Raw genomic sequence first — 15,285 nt, forward strand, 5'->3', positions numbered from 1 at the left:
CGCGCTCGCGTCAGAGCACGCCCGCGTCCCGTGCCGACCATGCCGTCGGGAACATCGGGCGGTAGCCCAGTTCGCGGCGGATGCGTTCCGTGGACATGATGCCGAACCAGGGGTCCGGGTCCGTGTTCCGGGCGAGTTCGGCGGGGATCTCGACGCCGTTGAGCAGGTGGATGTCGAGCGCGGTGACCGGGGCGTCGTCGGCGATGTTGTAGACGCGGCCGGCGATCCCCGGGGCGTGCAGGATGCGCAGGAGGCCCTGGGCCACGTCCGCGTGGTGGCCCATGTGGAGGCGCTGGTTCGAGGCCCAGTGCGCCGCCCACTGAAGGCAGTTGGCCAGGTGGGGGTCGCCCTCGCCGTAGACGAAGGGGAGCCGGGCGACGCGGACGTCCATGTCGGTGAGCGCGAGGAGGTCACGCTCCGCCGCCACCTTCGACTCGTTGTACGCGCCCCACATCTGGCCGCCGGGGCGGCTCTCGTCCTCCTCGGTCAGCGGGCGTCCGCGTCCCGCGCCGTAGATCATCCCCGTGCTGACCTGCACGAAGCGGCGTACGCCGGAGGTCACCGCGGCCCGGCCGAGGGCGATCGCGGCGGTGTGGTTGACCGCCCAGGCCTCCTCGTCCGGTACGCCGCGGAAGGACGCGGCGACGTTCACGACCGCGTCGACGCCGGAGACCGCCTTGCCGAGGGCGTCCTCGTCGCGCAGATCACCGAGTACGACCTCGGCGCCCAGCTCCGCGAACCGTTCGCCGCGGGCCGCGTCCCGGACCAGTACCCGTACCCGCTCGCCCGGCCTGGTCTGGGCCAGCAGCCTGGGCACGAAGCGCCGTCCGACCTGTCCTGTCGAGCCTGTCACCAGTGTCAACATCATCTGCTCCTCACGATCTGGTGCCACCAGCCTGGGACGGGTGCGGCGCGGGCGGGAGAGACCTTCCGATCGGGGGATCGGCAGTCCCTGGATAAGCCGGGCGGAGGGGCGCACCCTGGAAGCGTGAACCGAGCCGAACTCGCCGACTTCCTGCGCCGCGGCCGGGCCCGCCTGGACCCCGCCGATGTGGGCCTCGCGGCCGGCGCCCGCCGCCGTACGCCCGGACTGCGCCGCGAGGAGGTGGCCCAGCTGGCCGGTATGTCCGTGGACTACTACACGCGGCTTGAGCAGTCCCGGGGTCCGCGGCCGTCCCGTCAGATGCTGACGGCGCTGGCGCGGGCGCTCCGCCTGACGGACGACGAGCGGGACCATCTGTTCCACCTGACCGGTGAGGAGCCGCCGCGCCGGGGCACCCCGACGGGGCATCTGCGCCCCGGCCTCCTGCTGGTGCTGGACCGGTTGCACGACACCCCGGCACATGTGTCGAGCGACTGCGGCGAGATGATCGCGCAGAACGCGATGTCGCGGGCGCTGTCGGGTGACGTGCTGGCTAGGCCGCCCCGGGAGCGCAACCTGCTCCGGCGGTTCTTCCTGGACCCGGCTTCCCGGGAGATGTTCCCGCCGGAGGACGTGCCCGAGCATGCCCGTGTCCACGTGGCGAACCTGCGGGCGGTGGCCGCGGCCCGCCCCGACGATCCCGAGCCGGCCGCGCTGGTGGCCGAACTCCGGTCGTCCAGCGAGGAGTTCGCCCGTCTGTGGGAGGACCACGAGGTGGCCGTACGGCGCCGGTCCGTCAAGCGCTTCCGTCACCCGCTGGTGGGGCTCCTGGAGCTGGACTGCGAGGTCCTCCTGAACCAGGACGCCCACCACCTCCTGATCATCCACACGGCCCGCCCCGGCACGGAGTCGTACGAACGCCTGCAACTGCTCAGGGTGATCGGCCTCCAGGACATGTCCCCCGCCCCTCGGCCTCAGACGCCGGACGGGCGGAACGGCGCGGGCCTGCGCTGAAGGGCCGGGCGGTTCCCTCCGTCACCCGGGCGGCCGAGGCCGCACCTGTCCGGAAGTACCCCGTCCGGATTTCGCCCTTGCTCTCCCCCGCCCCCCGCGCATCAATGGAACCGTACGTTCCGACGGACCGTCAGATTCTCGCCCGCGTGGCGCACCGCACCGCGTTCGTGGGCGCATCCGATGTGTTCTCCCGTCCGTCCCCACATGGCATTCCCCGACACGGGAAGGGAACCAGACACATGAAAGGCACGTCGAGAAGCAAGCGGATCGGCACGGGTGCGGCTCTGGTGACGGGGGTCCTCGCGGCCACCTCGCTGGCGTTCGCACCCAGCGCGCTCGCCGTCACCCCCCAGACGGCGACCATCACCGCGGACTGCGGCATCTTCGGCGGCGGCGCGGCCACCATCACGGCCACGCAGGACGGCACGGCGGCGACGGTCACCGTCACCTCGGCCATCACCGCCCCGCTCGCCCTGTCGCAGGACTCCATCTCCTCCACCTTCACCTTCGTGAACGCGAGCGGTGGCACCACCGTCTTCAGCGGGACGAAGAACCCGGCCATGGCGACCGGCGACCCCGTCACCGTCGGCCCGCTCGACGGGACCGTGGCCTCCGGCGACAGCCTGGAGGCGTACGGCGGCTCGCTCCAGATGACCATCTTCGGGATCGCCGTCACCTGCACGGCCACCGCGGCGCAGTCGCCGGGCCCGTTCGTGTTCGACTGAGAATTCCCCCCACGGTCCCAACTGGGCCGTCAGTTCCCGCTGTTGAGCAGGAACTGACGGCCCATCAGTTTGTTTTCACGTCTCCATTGACTTCTCACGCGATCCCCACATCAATGCCCCCTGTGGGCGCGGACGAGCCGCTGTGCCCACCGTCCTCAGGAGGGGGCACAGCCATGGCTACGACATCCCGAAGACGCCGTTGGGCGTCACTGCTGGGGGTGACCGCGCTCGCGGTCGCCACCGGCGGTGCGCTGGCCTGTCCGGCCGGTGCGTCCACGAACGTGGACTTCCCGACGCACTGCATCCCGCCGGCGGTCGCGGGCATCCCGCCGATCGACGGCACCACGACCGCCGCGATCACGGTGGACAACACCGCGCCGAAGGTCGGCGACACCGTCACCGTGACGTACACGGTGGTCAAGCCCGCCGCCAGCAACCCGACCGCGATCGCGCTGCCGGCCGACATCATGACGCCCACCGGGAAGGTCGCCCTCGGCGGCGCCCAGACCGGCAGTGTCACGGTGGCCGGGCCCAAGAAGAACGACCCGGTGCCGGGCAACGGCGCCTTCCCGTCGTTCTCCATGACCGGCACCTTCACGGTCACCACCCCGGGCGCGATCACCCTCTCGCCCGGCGACTACAACATCCACACCAGCTACATCCTGGAGCTGGACACCCCCTGCACGGTGACGAACCCGCCGGCCCCGGTCTCCGAGACCGTCACCGCGACCGCCACCACCCCGGTCAACACCCGTGCGATCAGCCTGGGTTCGGCCTCCGGGAACGCCGGTGACAGCGTCACCGTGACCGGCAGCAACTTCACCCCGGGCGCCACCGTGACCCTGGCCGGGCGGTCCGGTACCGCGCAGACCGCGGACACGGCGACCGTCACGGCCAGTGCCAGTGGTGCCATCAGCGGTTCGCTCGTCGTCAACGACAGGACGACCACCGGGATCGTGGCCTACGAGGGCAGTGCGTGGAGCGCCGACCTCGGTGCCGGGCCCGCCGCCTACGTCGTCAACGACACCACGCCCGTTCCGCCCGGGAGTCAGAAGCTGACGACGACCGTCAAGGCGGGCACGCTGTCCATGGCACAGGCCGGGGACGCCGTGCGTCTGTCCGCGGTCGACTTCGGCAAGGGCGGTGCCTCCACGGGCGCCCTCAACACGGTGACGGTCCAGGACTTCCGCGGCGGACCCGCGGGCTGGTCCCTGACCGGCAAGGTCACCGACTTCACCGGTCCCGGCGGCAAGATAGGTGCCGGGGCGCTGAGCTGGACCCCCGCCTGTGCCACCAAGGCGGGCAGCCCGAGCACATGTGTTGCCGGTTCGGCGGGCACAGTGGGCACATCGGGAGCGACGCTCGCGTCCACGCCCGACGGCACGCTCACCGGCGGTCAGTTCACCGTCGACGCCGGACTCTCCCTGAACGTACCGGCGTTCACGCCTCCGGGTTCGTACTCCGGCGTTCTGACGCTCACGCTCACCTGACCGTCCCGCTCACCTCCGGTGGCCGGGCGCCCGCACCCGCCCGACCGCCACACCTCGTCCGTGGGGGTCCGCACCCATGCGCAAGCTGTACGTCCTCCTCCTGAGTCTCTGTCTCGGCGTGCTCACCGCGCCCGCCGCCTACGCGGCGGACAACGGCAGTTGGTCCGTCTACCCGGCCGCCTCGCAGATCGCCGCGCGGCCGTACTTCTATCTCTCCGCCGACCCCGGCCAGACCATCCAGGACAAGGTGGTCGTCGCCAACAAGACGGCGAAGCCGCTCACCTTCCGGCTGTACGCGGCCGACGCCTACAACACCGCGCGCGACGGCGGGTTCGCCGTGCGGACCGTGACGGAGACGATGCGCGGGGTGGGTGCCTGGGCGAAGCCCGCCAAGTCCCGGGTGACCGTCCCCGCCCACAGGACGGTCACGGTGCCGTTCACCCTGCACGTGCCCGAAGGGGCCGAACCGGGCGACCACCCGGGCGCGTTGGTCGCCCTCGACGAACGCGTCGACAAGGGCGACGGCTCCCTCGCCCTCGGCGTGCAGCGGGCCGTCGGCGCCCGCGTCTACCTCCGGGTCGGCGGACCCACGCTGCCCGCACTCGCCGTGGAACACGTGCGGGTGTCCCATCACCAGCCGCTGGTACCGGGGTTGGGGGCCAGCGACGCCACTATCTCCTACACGCTGCACAACACCGGCAACGTCACCCTCGATCCGAAGGTGACGCTGAAGGCGCGGGGCCTGTTCGGCCGGACCCTGCTGTCACGTGGACTGACGCGTATCCCGGCCGAGTTGCTGCCGGGGCAGCGCGTGCGGCTGACCGAGCCCTGGCAGGGGTCGCCCCAACTCGACTGGGGAGACGTCACGTTGACCGCGAGCGCGCCGGGCACGAAGCAGTCGGCGAGTGCGTCGTTCTTCGCGCTGCCGTGGCTCGCGGCGGCGCTGCTGCTCGCGGTCGGCTTCGCCGGGGGTGCGCTGGCGGTCAGAGCGCGTCGGGGCCGCGTTCGCCCGTCCGAACCCGTACGACCGTCTCGACCGGGATCGACCACACCTTCCCGTCCCCGATCTTCCCCGTCTGCGCGGCCTTGACGATCGCGTCGATCACGGCGTCCGAGTCCGCGTCGTCGACGACGACCTCGATCCGCACCTTCGGGACGAGGTCGACGCGGTACTCGGCGCCGCGGTACACCTCGGTGTGGCCGCGCTGCCGGCCGTAGCCGCTGGCCTCGGTGACGGTCAGGCCGTGCACGCCGAGCTCCTGGAGCGCCGTCTTGACCTCGTCGAGGCGGTACGGCTTGACGATCGCGGTGATGAGCTTCATGCCTGGGTGCTGACCTTCTGAGCGGAGGGAAGAGTTGCGCCGACCGGGGCTCCGTGGCCCAGGACGCCGTGATCGTATGCGCTCTCGGCGTGCACCGTAAGGTCGAGCCCGGTCCGTTCCTCCTCCTCGCTCGCCCGCAGCCCCATCGTCCGGTCGAGCAGCTTCCCGATGCCGTACGTCACGAGGAACGCGTACGCCCCCACGGCGGCCACGGCCACCAGCTGCTTGCCTAGCTGGGCGAGCCCGCCGCCGTAGAGGAGGCCTTCGGGGCCGGTGGTCATGGAGGTGACGGCGAAGACGCCGATCAGGAGGGTGCCGATGACGCCGCCGACCAGGTGGACGCCGACGACGTCGAGCGAGTCGTCGTAGTTCAGCTTGAACTTCCAGCCGACCGCGTACGAGCAGACGGCACCGGCGGCCAGGCCGACGACCAGCGCGCCGAGCAGGGAGACCGAGCCGCAGGACGGGGTGATCGCGACCAGGCCCGCGACCGCGCCGGACGCGGCTCCCAGGGTCGTCGGGTGGCCGTCGCGCTTCTGCTCGACGAAGAGCCAGCCGAGGAGGCCGGTGCAGCCCGCGGCGAGGGTGTTGAGGAAGGCCGCGGCGGCGAGGCCGTTGGCGCCGAGCGCGGAACCGGCGTTGAAGCCGAACCAGCCGAACCAGAGCAGGCCCGCGCCCAGCATCACCATGGGGAGGTTGTGCGGGCGCATCGCGTCCTTCTTGAAGCCGAGACGCGGGCCGACCACCAGGCACAGGGCCAGGCCCGAGGCGCCCGAGGTGATCTCGACCGGCAGACCCCCGGCGAAATCGAGGGCGCCGAGGTGCGCCGCGATCCAGCCGCCCGGGCCCCACACCCAGTGCGCGACGGGAACGTATACGAGGAGCGCCCAGACCGGCACGAACACCAGCCACGCCCCGAATCGCACCCGGTCCGCGACCGCGCCGCTGATCAGCGCGGCCGTGATGATCGCGAAGGTCAGCTGGAAGGTGGCGAACAGGAGCGTGGGGACCGTGCCGTGCACGCTGTCCGGGCCGAGGCCCGCCATGCCGGCGTGCCGGAGACCGCCGATCAGCCCGCCGCCGATGTCGTCGCCGAACGCGAGCGAATATCCGGCGGTCAGCCACACCACCGTGACCAGCGCGATCGACACGAAACTCATCATCAGCATGTTGAGCACGCTCTTCGTGCGGACCATGCCGCCGTAGAACAGGGCCAGGCCCGGGGTCATCAGCAGGACCAGGGCGGTCGCGGCGAGCAGCCAGGCGGTGTCGCCGGTGTCGATATGCGCGGCGGCTTCGGTGACGGAGAGGGGCACGGTCGTCTCCAACGGTGTGGGGGCTCGTCAGAGGGTCACCGGCTCGGGTTTCCGGTTGTGCACGGGGGTGTTTCCGTGACGTTTCATTGCGGCGGGGTTTCCGAAAGCTCACTGTGAGGGGCGGGGTTGGACTGTTGTACGGCAGGAGCTTGTGGATCAGGGACAATGGGCGCCATGAGCGTTCGTACCCCGTCATCCAAGCCGTCCGCGTCGGCGGAGGCCCCCCACCGCGCCGGCTTCGCCTGCTTCGTGGGCCGCCCCAACGCGGGCAAGTCCACCCTTACGAATGCTCTGGTCGGCCAGAAGGTGGCGATCACCGCCAACCAGCCGCAGACCACGCGGCACACGGTCCGCGGCATCGTCCACCGGCCGGACGCGCAGCTGATCCTGGTGGACACCCCCGGGCTCCACAAGCCGCGCACACTGCTCGGTCAGCGGCTCAACGACATCGTCCGCACCACATGGGCCGAGGTCGACGTCATCGGCTTCTGCCTCCCGGCGAACGAGAAGCTGGGTCCGGGTGACCGTTTCATCGCCAAGGAACTCGCGTCCATCAAGAAGACGCCGAAGGTCGCGATCGTCACGAAGACCGACCTCGTGGACTCGAAGACGCTCGCCGAGCAGCTCATCGCCATCGATCAGCTCGGCAAGGAGCTGGGGTTCGAGTGGGCGGAGATCGTGCCGGTCTCTGCGGTCGCGGACCAGCAGGTGGACCTGCTCGCCGACCTCCTCATCCCGCTGCTCCCGGAGGGTCCCGCGCTCTACCCCGAGGGCGATCTCACCGACGAGCCCGAGCAGGTCATGATCGCGGAGTTGATCCGGGAGGCCGCGCTGGAGGGGGTGCGGGACGAACTGCCGCACTCCATCGCCGTCGTGGTGGAGGAGATGCTCCCGCGCGAGGACCGGCCCGCCGACAAGCCGCTCCTCGACATCCACGCGTTCGTCTACATCGAGCGGCCCAGCCAGAAGGGCATCATCATCGGGCCGAAGGGCGCGCGGCTGAAGCAGGTCGGCATCACCTCGCGCAAGCAGATCGAGGCGTTGCTCGGTACGCCGGTGTTCCTCGACCTTCATGTGAAGGTGGCGAAGGACTGGCAGCGGGACCCTCGGCAGCTGCGGAAGCTCGGCTTCTAGAGGATTGTCAGGGGCTGAGTCGTCAGCCCGTCCGGCGTTCGAGGACGAGGCCCCTTCAGGGCCGACGGGGGTCTGGGGGCACAGCCCCCAGCACCACCTCAGCCCGCGGTGACGGTCAGCCGGACCACCCCGTCCGGCGAGGCCACCAGCACCGGCGTCCCCGCCCCACCCAGATCCCCTACGGCCGCCAGGTCCTCCGCGGTCGCGGACTCCGCCTCCGTCACCACCGCCGCCGCTTCCAGCGACTTCGCCCCGGACGCCACGGCCATCGCCACAGCCGTCCGCAGCGCGCTCAGCGACAGCGAGTCGAGGGCGACCGTCCCCGCGACATACGTACGTCCCGTCTCGTCCCGTACGGCCGCGCCCTCCGGCACGCCGTTGCGGGCCCGCGCGGAACGGGCCAGGGTGACGATCTTGCGGTCCTCGGGATCAAGCGCGCTGCTGTCGGTCATGCACAGAGCATACGAAGGACCAGGGGACTCATCCCGCCACGGGGTACATCGCCCCGCGCCGCCCCTCGGGAGACGCCAGCCACTCCAGCTTGCCCACCGTGTTCGCCTCGTCCAACGGCGTGTGCAGCACGATCGTGAGATCAGGCCGCGCCGGCACCCGCAACGCCGTCGACTCCACGCACAGCAGGCCCACCAGCGGATGGTCGAGTTCCTTGCGGACCACCCCCGCGTCCAGGATGTCCCGCCGCGCCCACAGCTCGGTGAACTCCGGGCTGACGGAGGCCACTTCGGCCAGCACCTCCTGGAGCCCCTCGTCGTCGGGCCGGTCCGCGCACGCCGCCCGGAACTGCGCGACGACCATGCGCGCGTTCCGCTCCCAGCTCTGCGAACGGGCCCGGTAGAGCGGGTCGGTGAAGAAGTCGACGAGACAGTTCTGGGTGTTCTCGGGCCGCATGCCGAGCACCCAGCCGGCCGCGTCGTTGTACATCACGCAGTTGTAGTAGCGGTCCATGATGTGCGCCGGGAACGGCATCCACGCGTCGATCAGCCGCCGCATCCCCTCGCAGCCGTGATCGGCCGCGGGCTCCGGCGCGGGCGGGTTCAGCCCGGCCAGGACGTACAGATGCCGTCGCTCCACGTTGCTCAGCCGCAGCACCCGGGCGACGGAGTCGAGGACCTGCGGCGACACCGAGATGTCCCGTCCCTGCTCCAGCCACTGGTACCAGGAGGCGCCCACGCCCGCGAGCACGGCGACCTCCTCCCGGCGCAGCCCCGGCGTACGCCGCCGCGCCCCGCCGTCCGGGAGCCCCGCCTCGGCCGGGGAGACCCGGGCCCGGCGGCTCATCAGGAACTCGCGCAGTTCGCTCAGCCGACGGCTCTTCAGGGCGTCCTCAGTCACGTACACATCCCCCTCGCGCTGACTGGTGGTGCCACCACCAGCACAACTTGCGGCTCCCCACGGCTATTCCGGCGCCGGGAAGCTCGACGCATGGCGACCGACACCACCACTCCCGTCCACGAACCCCTCGGCGAACCCCGCCTCTCGACCCGCGACAAACTCGTCCTCTTCGTCCTCTGCGCGGCCCAGTTCATGGTCGCCCTGGACTTCTCCGTCCTCAACGTGGCGCTGCCCACGCTCGGCGCCGACCTCGGCATGAGCCGGTCCGGTCTCCAGTGGGCGGTCACCGCGTTCGCGCTGCCGTCCGGCGGCTTCCTGCTCCTGTTCGGCCGCATCGGCGACCTCTACGGCCGCCGCCGGCTGTTCCTCACCGGCCTGACCCTGTTCGGGGCGGCCTCCCTGCTGGCGACCCTCGCCTGGGACCCGGCGTCGTTCCTGACGGGCCGGGCCTTGCAGGGTCTGGGCGCGGCGGCGATCGTACCGACCGGCATGAGCCTGCTCACCACCACGTTCCCCGAGGGCCCGGCCCGCGACCGCGCGCTCGGCATCTCCGGCACCCTGCTCTCGCTCGGCTTCACCGTCGGCATGGTGGCGGGCGGTGTCCTGACCGACGCGTTCGGCTGGCGCTCGACGATGGCCCTGCTCACCCTGTTCGCGGTGCTGGTCCTGCCGCTGGCCCCCACCCTGCTCCCCGAGTCCCGCACCCCGGACCGTCCGCGCCTGGACGTGCCCGGCGCGATCACGGTCACGGCGGGCCTGCTGTCCCTGATCTACGCCCTCTCGACGGCGGCGGACCACGGCTTCGCCCACGCGGACGTCATCGCCACCCTGATCGCGGGCGTCCTGCTCCTGGCGGCCTTCGTGTCCATCGAGTCCCGGACACCCCAGCCCCTGGTCTCCCTCCCGATGCTGCGCCGCCGCACGGTGGCATGGGGCAACCTGGGCGGCCTTGTCACCTTCTCGATGATGTCGACGGTGGTCTTCGTCCTGACCCTGTACCTCCAGGAGATCCTGCGCCTGTCGTCCTTCGAGACGGGCCTGGTCTTCGGCGTCCAGGGCATCCTCTCGGCGGTCGCGGGCGTCTGCGCCCCGAAGGTCATCGGCCGGGTCGGCGCCCGCCGCACCCTGATCGCCTCCCTCGCCGGCCAGGCGGCCCTGACCGCCGCCCTCCTGACCCTGAACACCCACACCTGGTCGGTCTGGGTGGCCACGGCCGCCGTCTCCCTGGCGAGCATGTGTCACCTGGGCGCGATCATCTCCTACGGCCTCACGGTCACCTCGGGCGTCCCCGACGAGGAACAGGGCCTGGCCACCGGCCTGGTCACCTCCACCCAGCAGGTCGGCATCACCGTCGGCATCCCCCTGCTGGGCGTCCTCGCCGCCACTTCCGGCGATCTGATGGCGGGGGTCCACACCGTGGTGGGCATCGACGCGGCGATCCTGCTGGGGGCGGCGGTGCTGGTGGCCGTAGGGCTGCGGTCGCGGCGGGCCGGGTCAGGGGCGGTCGAGGCGGAGCCGTTCGGCGCGCGGTAGTCCGGCGACGACGAGGTCGTACGAGTCCTCCACCAGCTCCCGGACCAGGCGGTCCGGGAGCCGCCCGTCCACGGTCACCGTGTTCCAGTGCCGCTTGCTCATGTGGTACCCGGGGATGATCAGCCCCTCGTGCTCCTCCCGGAGCCTGATCGCGTCCTCCGGGTCGCACTTGAGGTTGACCGTGAGGGGGGTCGCGTCCAGGCGGGTGAGCGCGAAGAGCTTGCCCAGGACCTTGAAGACGGAGGTGTCCGGGTTGAAGGGGAATTCCTCGACCGTCGCGTTGAACGACAGGCAGAACGCGCGCAGTTGCTCGGGGCTCACTCCGGTTTCGTCTCCTCCTCGGGCGGTTCGGCCGGGTCCACCGGCTCCACCAGCACCGTGACGATCTTGTTCCTGCGGCCCGCCGACGCCTCCGCCGTGAGGCGCAGTTCCCGTCCGTCCGGCAGCTCCACGACCGAGGAGGCTCCGGCGATGGGGACCCGGCCCAGGGCCTTGGCGAGGAGGCCGCCGACCGTCTCGACGTCCTCGTCGTCGTAGGCCTCGAAGCCGTACAGCTCGCCGAGGTCGCCGATGTCGAGGCGGGCGGTGACCCGGTAGCGGTCGTCGCCCAGCTCCTCCACCGGGGGGAGTTCGCGGTCGTACTCGTCGGTGATCTCGCCGACGATCTCCTCGAGGATGTCCTCGATGGTGACGATGCCGGCCGTGCCGCCGTACTCGTCGATGACGACGGCGACGTGGTTGCGCTCCTGCTGCATCTCGCGCAGGAGGTCACCGGCGTTCTTGGTGTCCGGGACGAAGGTCGCGGGGCGCATGGCCGTCGAGACGAGTTCGGACTCGGCGTCGCGGCTGATGTGCGTCTTGCGGACCAGGTCCTTGAGGTACACGATCCCGACGATGTCGTCCTCGCTCTCGCCCGTGACCGGGATGCGCGAGAAGCCGGAGCGGAGCGCGAGGGTGAGGGCCTGGCGGATCGTCTTGTAGCGCTCGATGACGACGAGGTCGGTGCGCGGGACCATCACCTCGCGCACGAGGGTGTCACCCAGCTCGAAGACGGAGTGCACCATCCGGCGCTCCTCGTCCTCGATCAGCGACTCCTTCTCGGCGAGGTCCACCAGCGCCCGCAGCTCGGCCTCGGAGGCGAACGGGCCGCGCCGGAAGCCCTTTCCGGGCGTGAGCGCGTTGCCGATGAGGATCAGGAGGTACGGGATCGGGCCCATGATCCGCGCGAGCGGCAGCAGCACGTACGACGCCGCCGTGGCCGTGTTCAGCGGGTGCTGGCGGCCGATCGTGCGCGGGGAGACCCCTACCGCGACGTACGACACGAGGACCATGACGCCGATCGCGGCGAGCAGCGCGGGCGCGGTGCCGTGGATCACGTGCAGGCACTCGTAGGTGACCAGCGCGGCGGCGGCCATCTCGCAGGCCACCCGCACCAGCAGCGCGACATTGAGATAGCGGGTCGGGTCGGCGGCGACCTGCGCGAGCTTGGCGCTGCCGCGCCGACCGGACCGTACGGCCTCCTCGGCGCGGAAGCTGGAGACGCGCGCGAGGCCCGCCTCCGCGCAGGCGGCGAGCCAGGCGACAACGACAAGGGCGATGGCCCCGAGGACGATCTGAGGACTCATGGGATGAGGTGACCCGGTGCCCTAGGAGACCGTCGGCGCCGGGGAGGGGCCGGTGTGGCCCTTCTCCGCGCGCCAGCCGTCCACGATGGCGGCCTGGAGGCCGAACATCTCGGCCTTCTCGTCCGGCTCCTCGTGGTCGTAGCCGAGGAGGTGCAACACACCGTGGACGGTGAGGAGTTGGAGCTCCTCGTCCATGGTGTGCTGCGTCTCGGCCTCGGCGCCCTGCTTCGCGGCGACCTCCGGGCAGAGCACGATGTCACCGAGCAGTCCCTGCGGGGGCTCCTCGTCGTCCTTGCTCGGCGGACGCAGCTCGTCCATCGGGAAGGACATGACATCGGTCGGCCCGGACAGGTCCATCCACTGGATGTGGAGCTGCTCCATGGCGTTCTCGTCCACGACGATCACCGAGAGCTCGGAGAGCGGGTGGATGCGCATCCGCGCGAGGGCGTAGCGGGCGATGTCGAGGATCGCCTGCTCGTCGACCTCGGTTCCGGACTCGTTGTTGACGTCGATCGACATGGTCGTGCTGATCTACTTCCGCTTGTCACGGGCACCCTTGTGGGTGCCGTTCTCCGTACCGTGCTCGCTGTCGTACTTCTCGTACGCGTCGACGATACGGCCGACCAGCTTGTGCCGGACGACGTCCGCCGACGACAGGCGGGAGAAGTGCACGTCGTCGAGCCCCTCCAGGATGTCCTGCACCTGCCGGAGCCCCGACTTCGTACCGCTCGGCAGGTCGACCTGCGTCACGTCACCGGTGATCACGATCTTCGACTCGAAGCCGAGCCGGGTGAGGAACATCTTCATCTGCTCGGGGCTCGTGTTCTGGGCCTCGTCCAGGATGATGAAGGCGTCGTTCAAGGTGCGGCCACGCATGTACGCCAGCGGCGCGACCTCGATGGTGCCCGCCGCCATCAGCTTGGGGATGGACTCCGGGTCGAGCATGTCGTGCAGCGCGTCGTACAGGGGGCGCAGGTACGGGTCGATCTTCTCGTACAGGGTGCCGGGGAGGAAGCCGAGGCGCTCGCCCGCCTCCACCGCCGGGCGGGTGAGGATGATGCGGTTGACCTGCTTGGCCTGGAGGGCCTGGACCGCCTTGGCCATGGCGAGATAGGTCTTGCCGGTGCCCGCGGGACCGATGCCGAAGACGATCGTGTGCTTGTCGATCGCGTCGACGTACCGCTTCTGGTTGAGGGTCTTGGGGCGGATCGTGCGGCCTCGCGAGGACAGGATGTTCTGGGTGAGCACCTCGGCGGGTGTCTCCTCAGGGCCATCCCCGTTCTCGCTCGCCCTGAGCATGGCGATCGAGCGTTCCACTGCGTCCTCCGTCATCGGCTGCCCGGTGCGGAGCACCAGCATCATCTCGTCGAACAGGCGCTGCACGAGGGCGACTTCACGGGCGTCGCCGGCCGCGCTGATCTCATTGCCCCGGACGTGGATGTCGGCCGCCGGGAAGGCCCTTTCGATCACGCGCAGGAGGGCATCCCCTGACCCCAGGACGGTGACCATCGGGTGCTGGGCGGGGACCGTGAACTGAGCTCTCGCCTGCTCCCGCGCGGGGATGTGAGCTGTGGGTGTCTGCGTCATGGGCCGGCTCTGTGGCCTTGCTCGTCCTCCTGGATCGACTCGCCCGCCACAAGGGCGGCCTGGTGGTTTCCAGGGTACGCCGGGCCACTGACAACGCCGTAGGGCTTTTCGGTGACCGTCGGGCCACGAAATCCGGGCGGGGCGCGGGGGCGACGCGGGTGGTGGGTTCCCGTTCCGGCCGCGTGTCGGGCGCAGGGGAGGCGCGCGGGGTGACGCCGTGAGCCCTGTTCGCGCCCCCTGGCTTGTCAGGACAATGCGCTGTGTCCGCCAAGTGAGCCTTGCAGGGAAAGCAGGTCGGCCGCTGTGCACGTGCGTCTGCCCAGGTCCGTGTCCGAAGCACAGTCGTGCCTGGCCGAGGGGGCGGTGCCCGTCGGCGGGGCGACCCTGGTCTGGGCGGGCTGGCAACGGGACGGTTTCCCCGAGCAGGCGGTGTCCTTGCGCGAGGTGCCCGAGGCGAGGGTGATCGGGGACGGGACGCTGGGCTCCGCCGTACTCCTGCACGAGATCGACGAGCGGGTGCCGGAGGTGCTGCGCGAGGCGGCGGCCGGGGTGGGCACCGGTGCGGTGCGCAGGACCGCGACGGTCGGCGGGAACATAGTGGGCAGCACGCTGCGCTGCCTGCTGCCGGCGGCGCTGGTGCTGGACGCCCGCGCGCTGGTCCTGGAGCCGGACGGCCCCGTCGAGACCGACCTCGCCGAACTGCTCGCGAAGAAGCCCCTGCTGCTGAGCCTGCGCTGGCCCGAACCGGTGGCCACCGGCTACCGCAAGCTGACCGATCGGCTGCGGGGCGAGGTCCCCTTCGTGGTCGCGGTGGCCGTGGGCCCGGCGGAGGGCACGGACACGCCGGTCCTGCGGGTCGCCGTGCGCGACGGCTACGACGTGCTCAGCGAGAGCGTCCCGTACGACCCGGACACCGGCCGGAGCCTCCGCGCCCTGGCGCTGACTCCGCTCGGCACGCTGCCCGAGGCGGTCTTCGAGGCGGTACGGGACGTGGTCGGCGGTGTGCTGGAGCGGGCGGAGGCCGGCTGAGGAGTGCGCTGCGGGAAGGTGCGCAGGAACGTTCACCCGGACCGGCCGCGCGGCGGGGGCCGGGTCGACGTGTCTCCGCGTCTCCGCGTCTCCGCCTCTCCGCGTCTCCGCCTCTCCGCGTCTCCGCCTCTCCGCGTCTCCGCGTCCCCGATTCTCCGCCTCTCCGCGTCTGCGCGTCTGCGCGTCTGCGCGTCTGCGCGCGTCCCCGCCCCTCCGCCTCTCCGCGTCTCCGCGTCTCCGCGTCTCCGCCTCTCCGCGTCTGCGCGTCCCCGCCTCTGCGCGTCTACGCGTCTGCGCG

16 protein-coding genes are annotated in these 15,285 nt (G+C 71.1%); 7 read left to right on the plus strand and 9 right to left on the minus strand.

The genetic code is table 11. The annotated features are described in order from the left end of the window. Positions 1–10: 10 nt before the first annotated feature. On the minus strand, positions 11–865 hold the full coding sequence (locus ACIRB1_RS23850; protein WP_403467143.1) for an NAD-dependent epimerase/dehydratase family protein: 855 nt from the start codon (positions 863–865) through the stop codon (positions 11–13). Positions 866–988: 123 nt separating this feature from the next. Between ACIRB1_RS23850 and ACIRB1_RS23855 the strand changes: the two genes are divergently transcribed. The 4 genes from ACIRB1_RS23855 (at position 989) to ACIRB1_RS23870 (ending at position 5,181) form a co-directional block, all read left to right on the plus strand. Beyond that, on the plus strand, positions 989–1,876 hold the full coding sequence (locus ACIRB1_RS23855; protein ID WP_403466890.1) for a helix-turn-helix transcriptional regulator: 888 nt from the start codon (positions 989–991) through the stop codon (positions 1,874–1,876). A 239-nt stretch (positions 1,877–2,115) separates the two neighbouring features. Further along, a complete protein-coding gene (locus ACIRB1_RS23860; RefSeq protein ID WP_352182688.1) occupies positions 2,116–2,601 on the plus strand; it encodes a hypothetical protein in 486 nt (161 codons plus the stop codon). Positions 2,602–2,774: 173 nt separating this feature from the next. Then, positions 2,775–4,091 carry a beta-xylosidase gene (locus ACIRB1_RS23865; RefSeq protein ID WP_403466891.1) on the plus strand — a complete coding sequence of 439 codons (1,317 nt, stop codon included), beginning with the start codon at positions 2,775–2,777 and terminating at the stop codon, positions 4,089–4,091. A gap of 76 nt (positions 4,092–4,167) precedes the next feature. Continuing rightward, positions 4,168–5,181: a WxL protein peptidoglycan domain-containing protein gene (locus ACIRB1_RS23870; protein ID WP_403466892.1), complete on the plus strand. Its 1,014-nt coding sequence runs from the start codon at positions 4,168–4,170 to the stop codon at positions 5,179–5,181. Here the strand turns inward: ACIRB1_RS23870 and ACIRB1_RS23875 are convergent. After that, positions 5,075–5,413 (minus strand): P-II family nitrogen regulator, encoded by a 339-nt coding sequence (locus ACIRB1_RS23875; protein WP_200682139.1) that lies wholly within the window; start codon positions 5,411–5,413, stop codon positions 5,075–5,077. The two genes, ACIRB1_RS23870 and ACIRB1_RS23875, sit on opposite strands and share 107 nt — an antisense overlap. After that, positions 5,410–6,729: an ammonium transporter gene (locus ACIRB1_RS23880; protein WP_403466893.1), complete on the minus strand. Its 1,320-nt coding sequence runs from the start codon at positions 6,727–6,729 to the stop codon at positions 5,410–5,412. Before ACIRB1_RS23880 ends, ACIRB1_RS23875 begins: the two co-directional genes overlap by 4 nt. A gap of 165 nt (positions 6,730–6,894) precedes the next feature. Between ACIRB1_RS23880 and era the strand changes: the two genes are divergently transcribed. Beyond that, positions 6,895–7,863, plus strand: a complete 969-nt coding sequence (gene era / locus ACIRB1_RS23885) for a GTPase Era (protein ID WP_403466894.1) — start codon at positions 6,895–6,897, stop codon at positions 7,861–7,863. 98 nt (positions 7,864–7,961) lie between these two features. Here era and ACIRB1_RS23890 read toward each other — a convergent pair whose 3' ends face one another. After that, positions 7,962–8,315 (minus strand): cytidine deaminase, encoded by a 354-nt coding sequence (locus ACIRB1_RS23890; protein ID WP_352182683.1) that lies wholly within the window; start codon positions 8,313–8,315, stop codon positions 7,962–7,964. Between the two features lie 28 nt (positions 8,316–8,343). Then, positions 8,344–9,159 (minus strand): helix-turn-helix transcriptional regulator, encoded by an 816-nt coding sequence (locus tag ACIRB1_RS23895; protein WP_352182746.1) that lies wholly within the window; start codon positions 9,157–9,159, stop codon positions 8,344–8,346. A 144-nt stretch (positions 9,160–9,303) separates the two neighbouring features. Here ACIRB1_RS23895 and ACIRB1_RS23900 point away from each other — a divergent pair, with 144 nt between their 5' ends. After that, entirely contained in the window at positions 9,304–10,746 is a 1,443-nt protein-coding gene (locus tag ACIRB1_RS23900; RefSeq protein WP_403466895.1) for an MFS transporter, read from the plus strand. Here the strand turns inward: ACIRB1_RS23900 and ACIRB1_RS23905 are convergent. The 4 genes from ACIRB1_RS23905 to ACIRB1_RS23920 are packed head-to-tail and all read right to left on the minus strand — an operon-like array spanning position 10,708 to position 13,958. Beyond that, positions 10,708–11,067 carry an MmcQ/YjbR family DNA-binding protein gene (locus ACIRB1_RS23905; RefSeq protein WP_403466896.1) on the minus strand — a complete coding sequence of 120 codons (360 nt, stop codon included), beginning with the start codon at positions 11,065–11,067 and terminating at the stop codon, positions 10,708–10,710. The genes ACIRB1_RS23900 and ACIRB1_RS23905 overlap by 39 nt on opposite strands. Further along, a complete protein-coding gene (locus ACIRB1_RS23910; protein WP_352182680.1) occupies positions 11,064–12,371 on the minus strand; it encodes a hemolysin family protein in 1,308 nt (435 codons plus the stop codon). Before ACIRB1_RS23910 ends, ACIRB1_RS23905 begins: the two co-directional genes overlap by 4 nt. A 21-nt stretch (positions 12,372–12,392) precedes the next feature. Then, positions 12,393–12,890 (minus strand): rRNA maturation RNase YbeY, encoded by a 498-nt coding sequence (gene ybeY, locus ACIRB1_RS23915; protein ID WP_352182679.1) that lies wholly within the window; start codon positions 12,888–12,890, stop codon positions 12,393–12,395. 12 nt (positions 12,891–12,902) lie between these two features. Then, positions 12,903–13,958, minus strand: a complete 1,056-nt coding sequence (locus ACIRB1_RS23920; protein ID WP_352182678.1) for a PhoH family protein — start codon at positions 13,956–13,958, stop codon at positions 12,903–12,905. Positions 13,959–14,261: 303 nt separating this feature from the next. Here ACIRB1_RS23920 and ACIRB1_RS23925 point away from each other — a divergent pair, with 303 nt between their 5' ends. Continuing rightward, the gene (locus tag ACIRB1_RS23925; RefSeq protein WP_403466897.1) at positions 14,262–14,987 is read left to right on the plus strand and encodes an FAD binding domain-containing protein; all 726 of its coding nucleotides are present in this window, start codon (positions 14,262–14,264) and stop codon (positions 14,985–14,987) included. The last annotated feature ends 298 nt before the right edge of the window (positions 14,988–15,285 follow it).

Origin of the sequence: Streptomyces sp. NPDC096013, assembly GCF_044763565.1 — a bacterium.
In the GTDB taxonomy this organism is placed as follows: Bacteria; Actinomycetota; Actinomycetes; order Streptomycetales; family Streptomycetaceae; genus Streptomyces.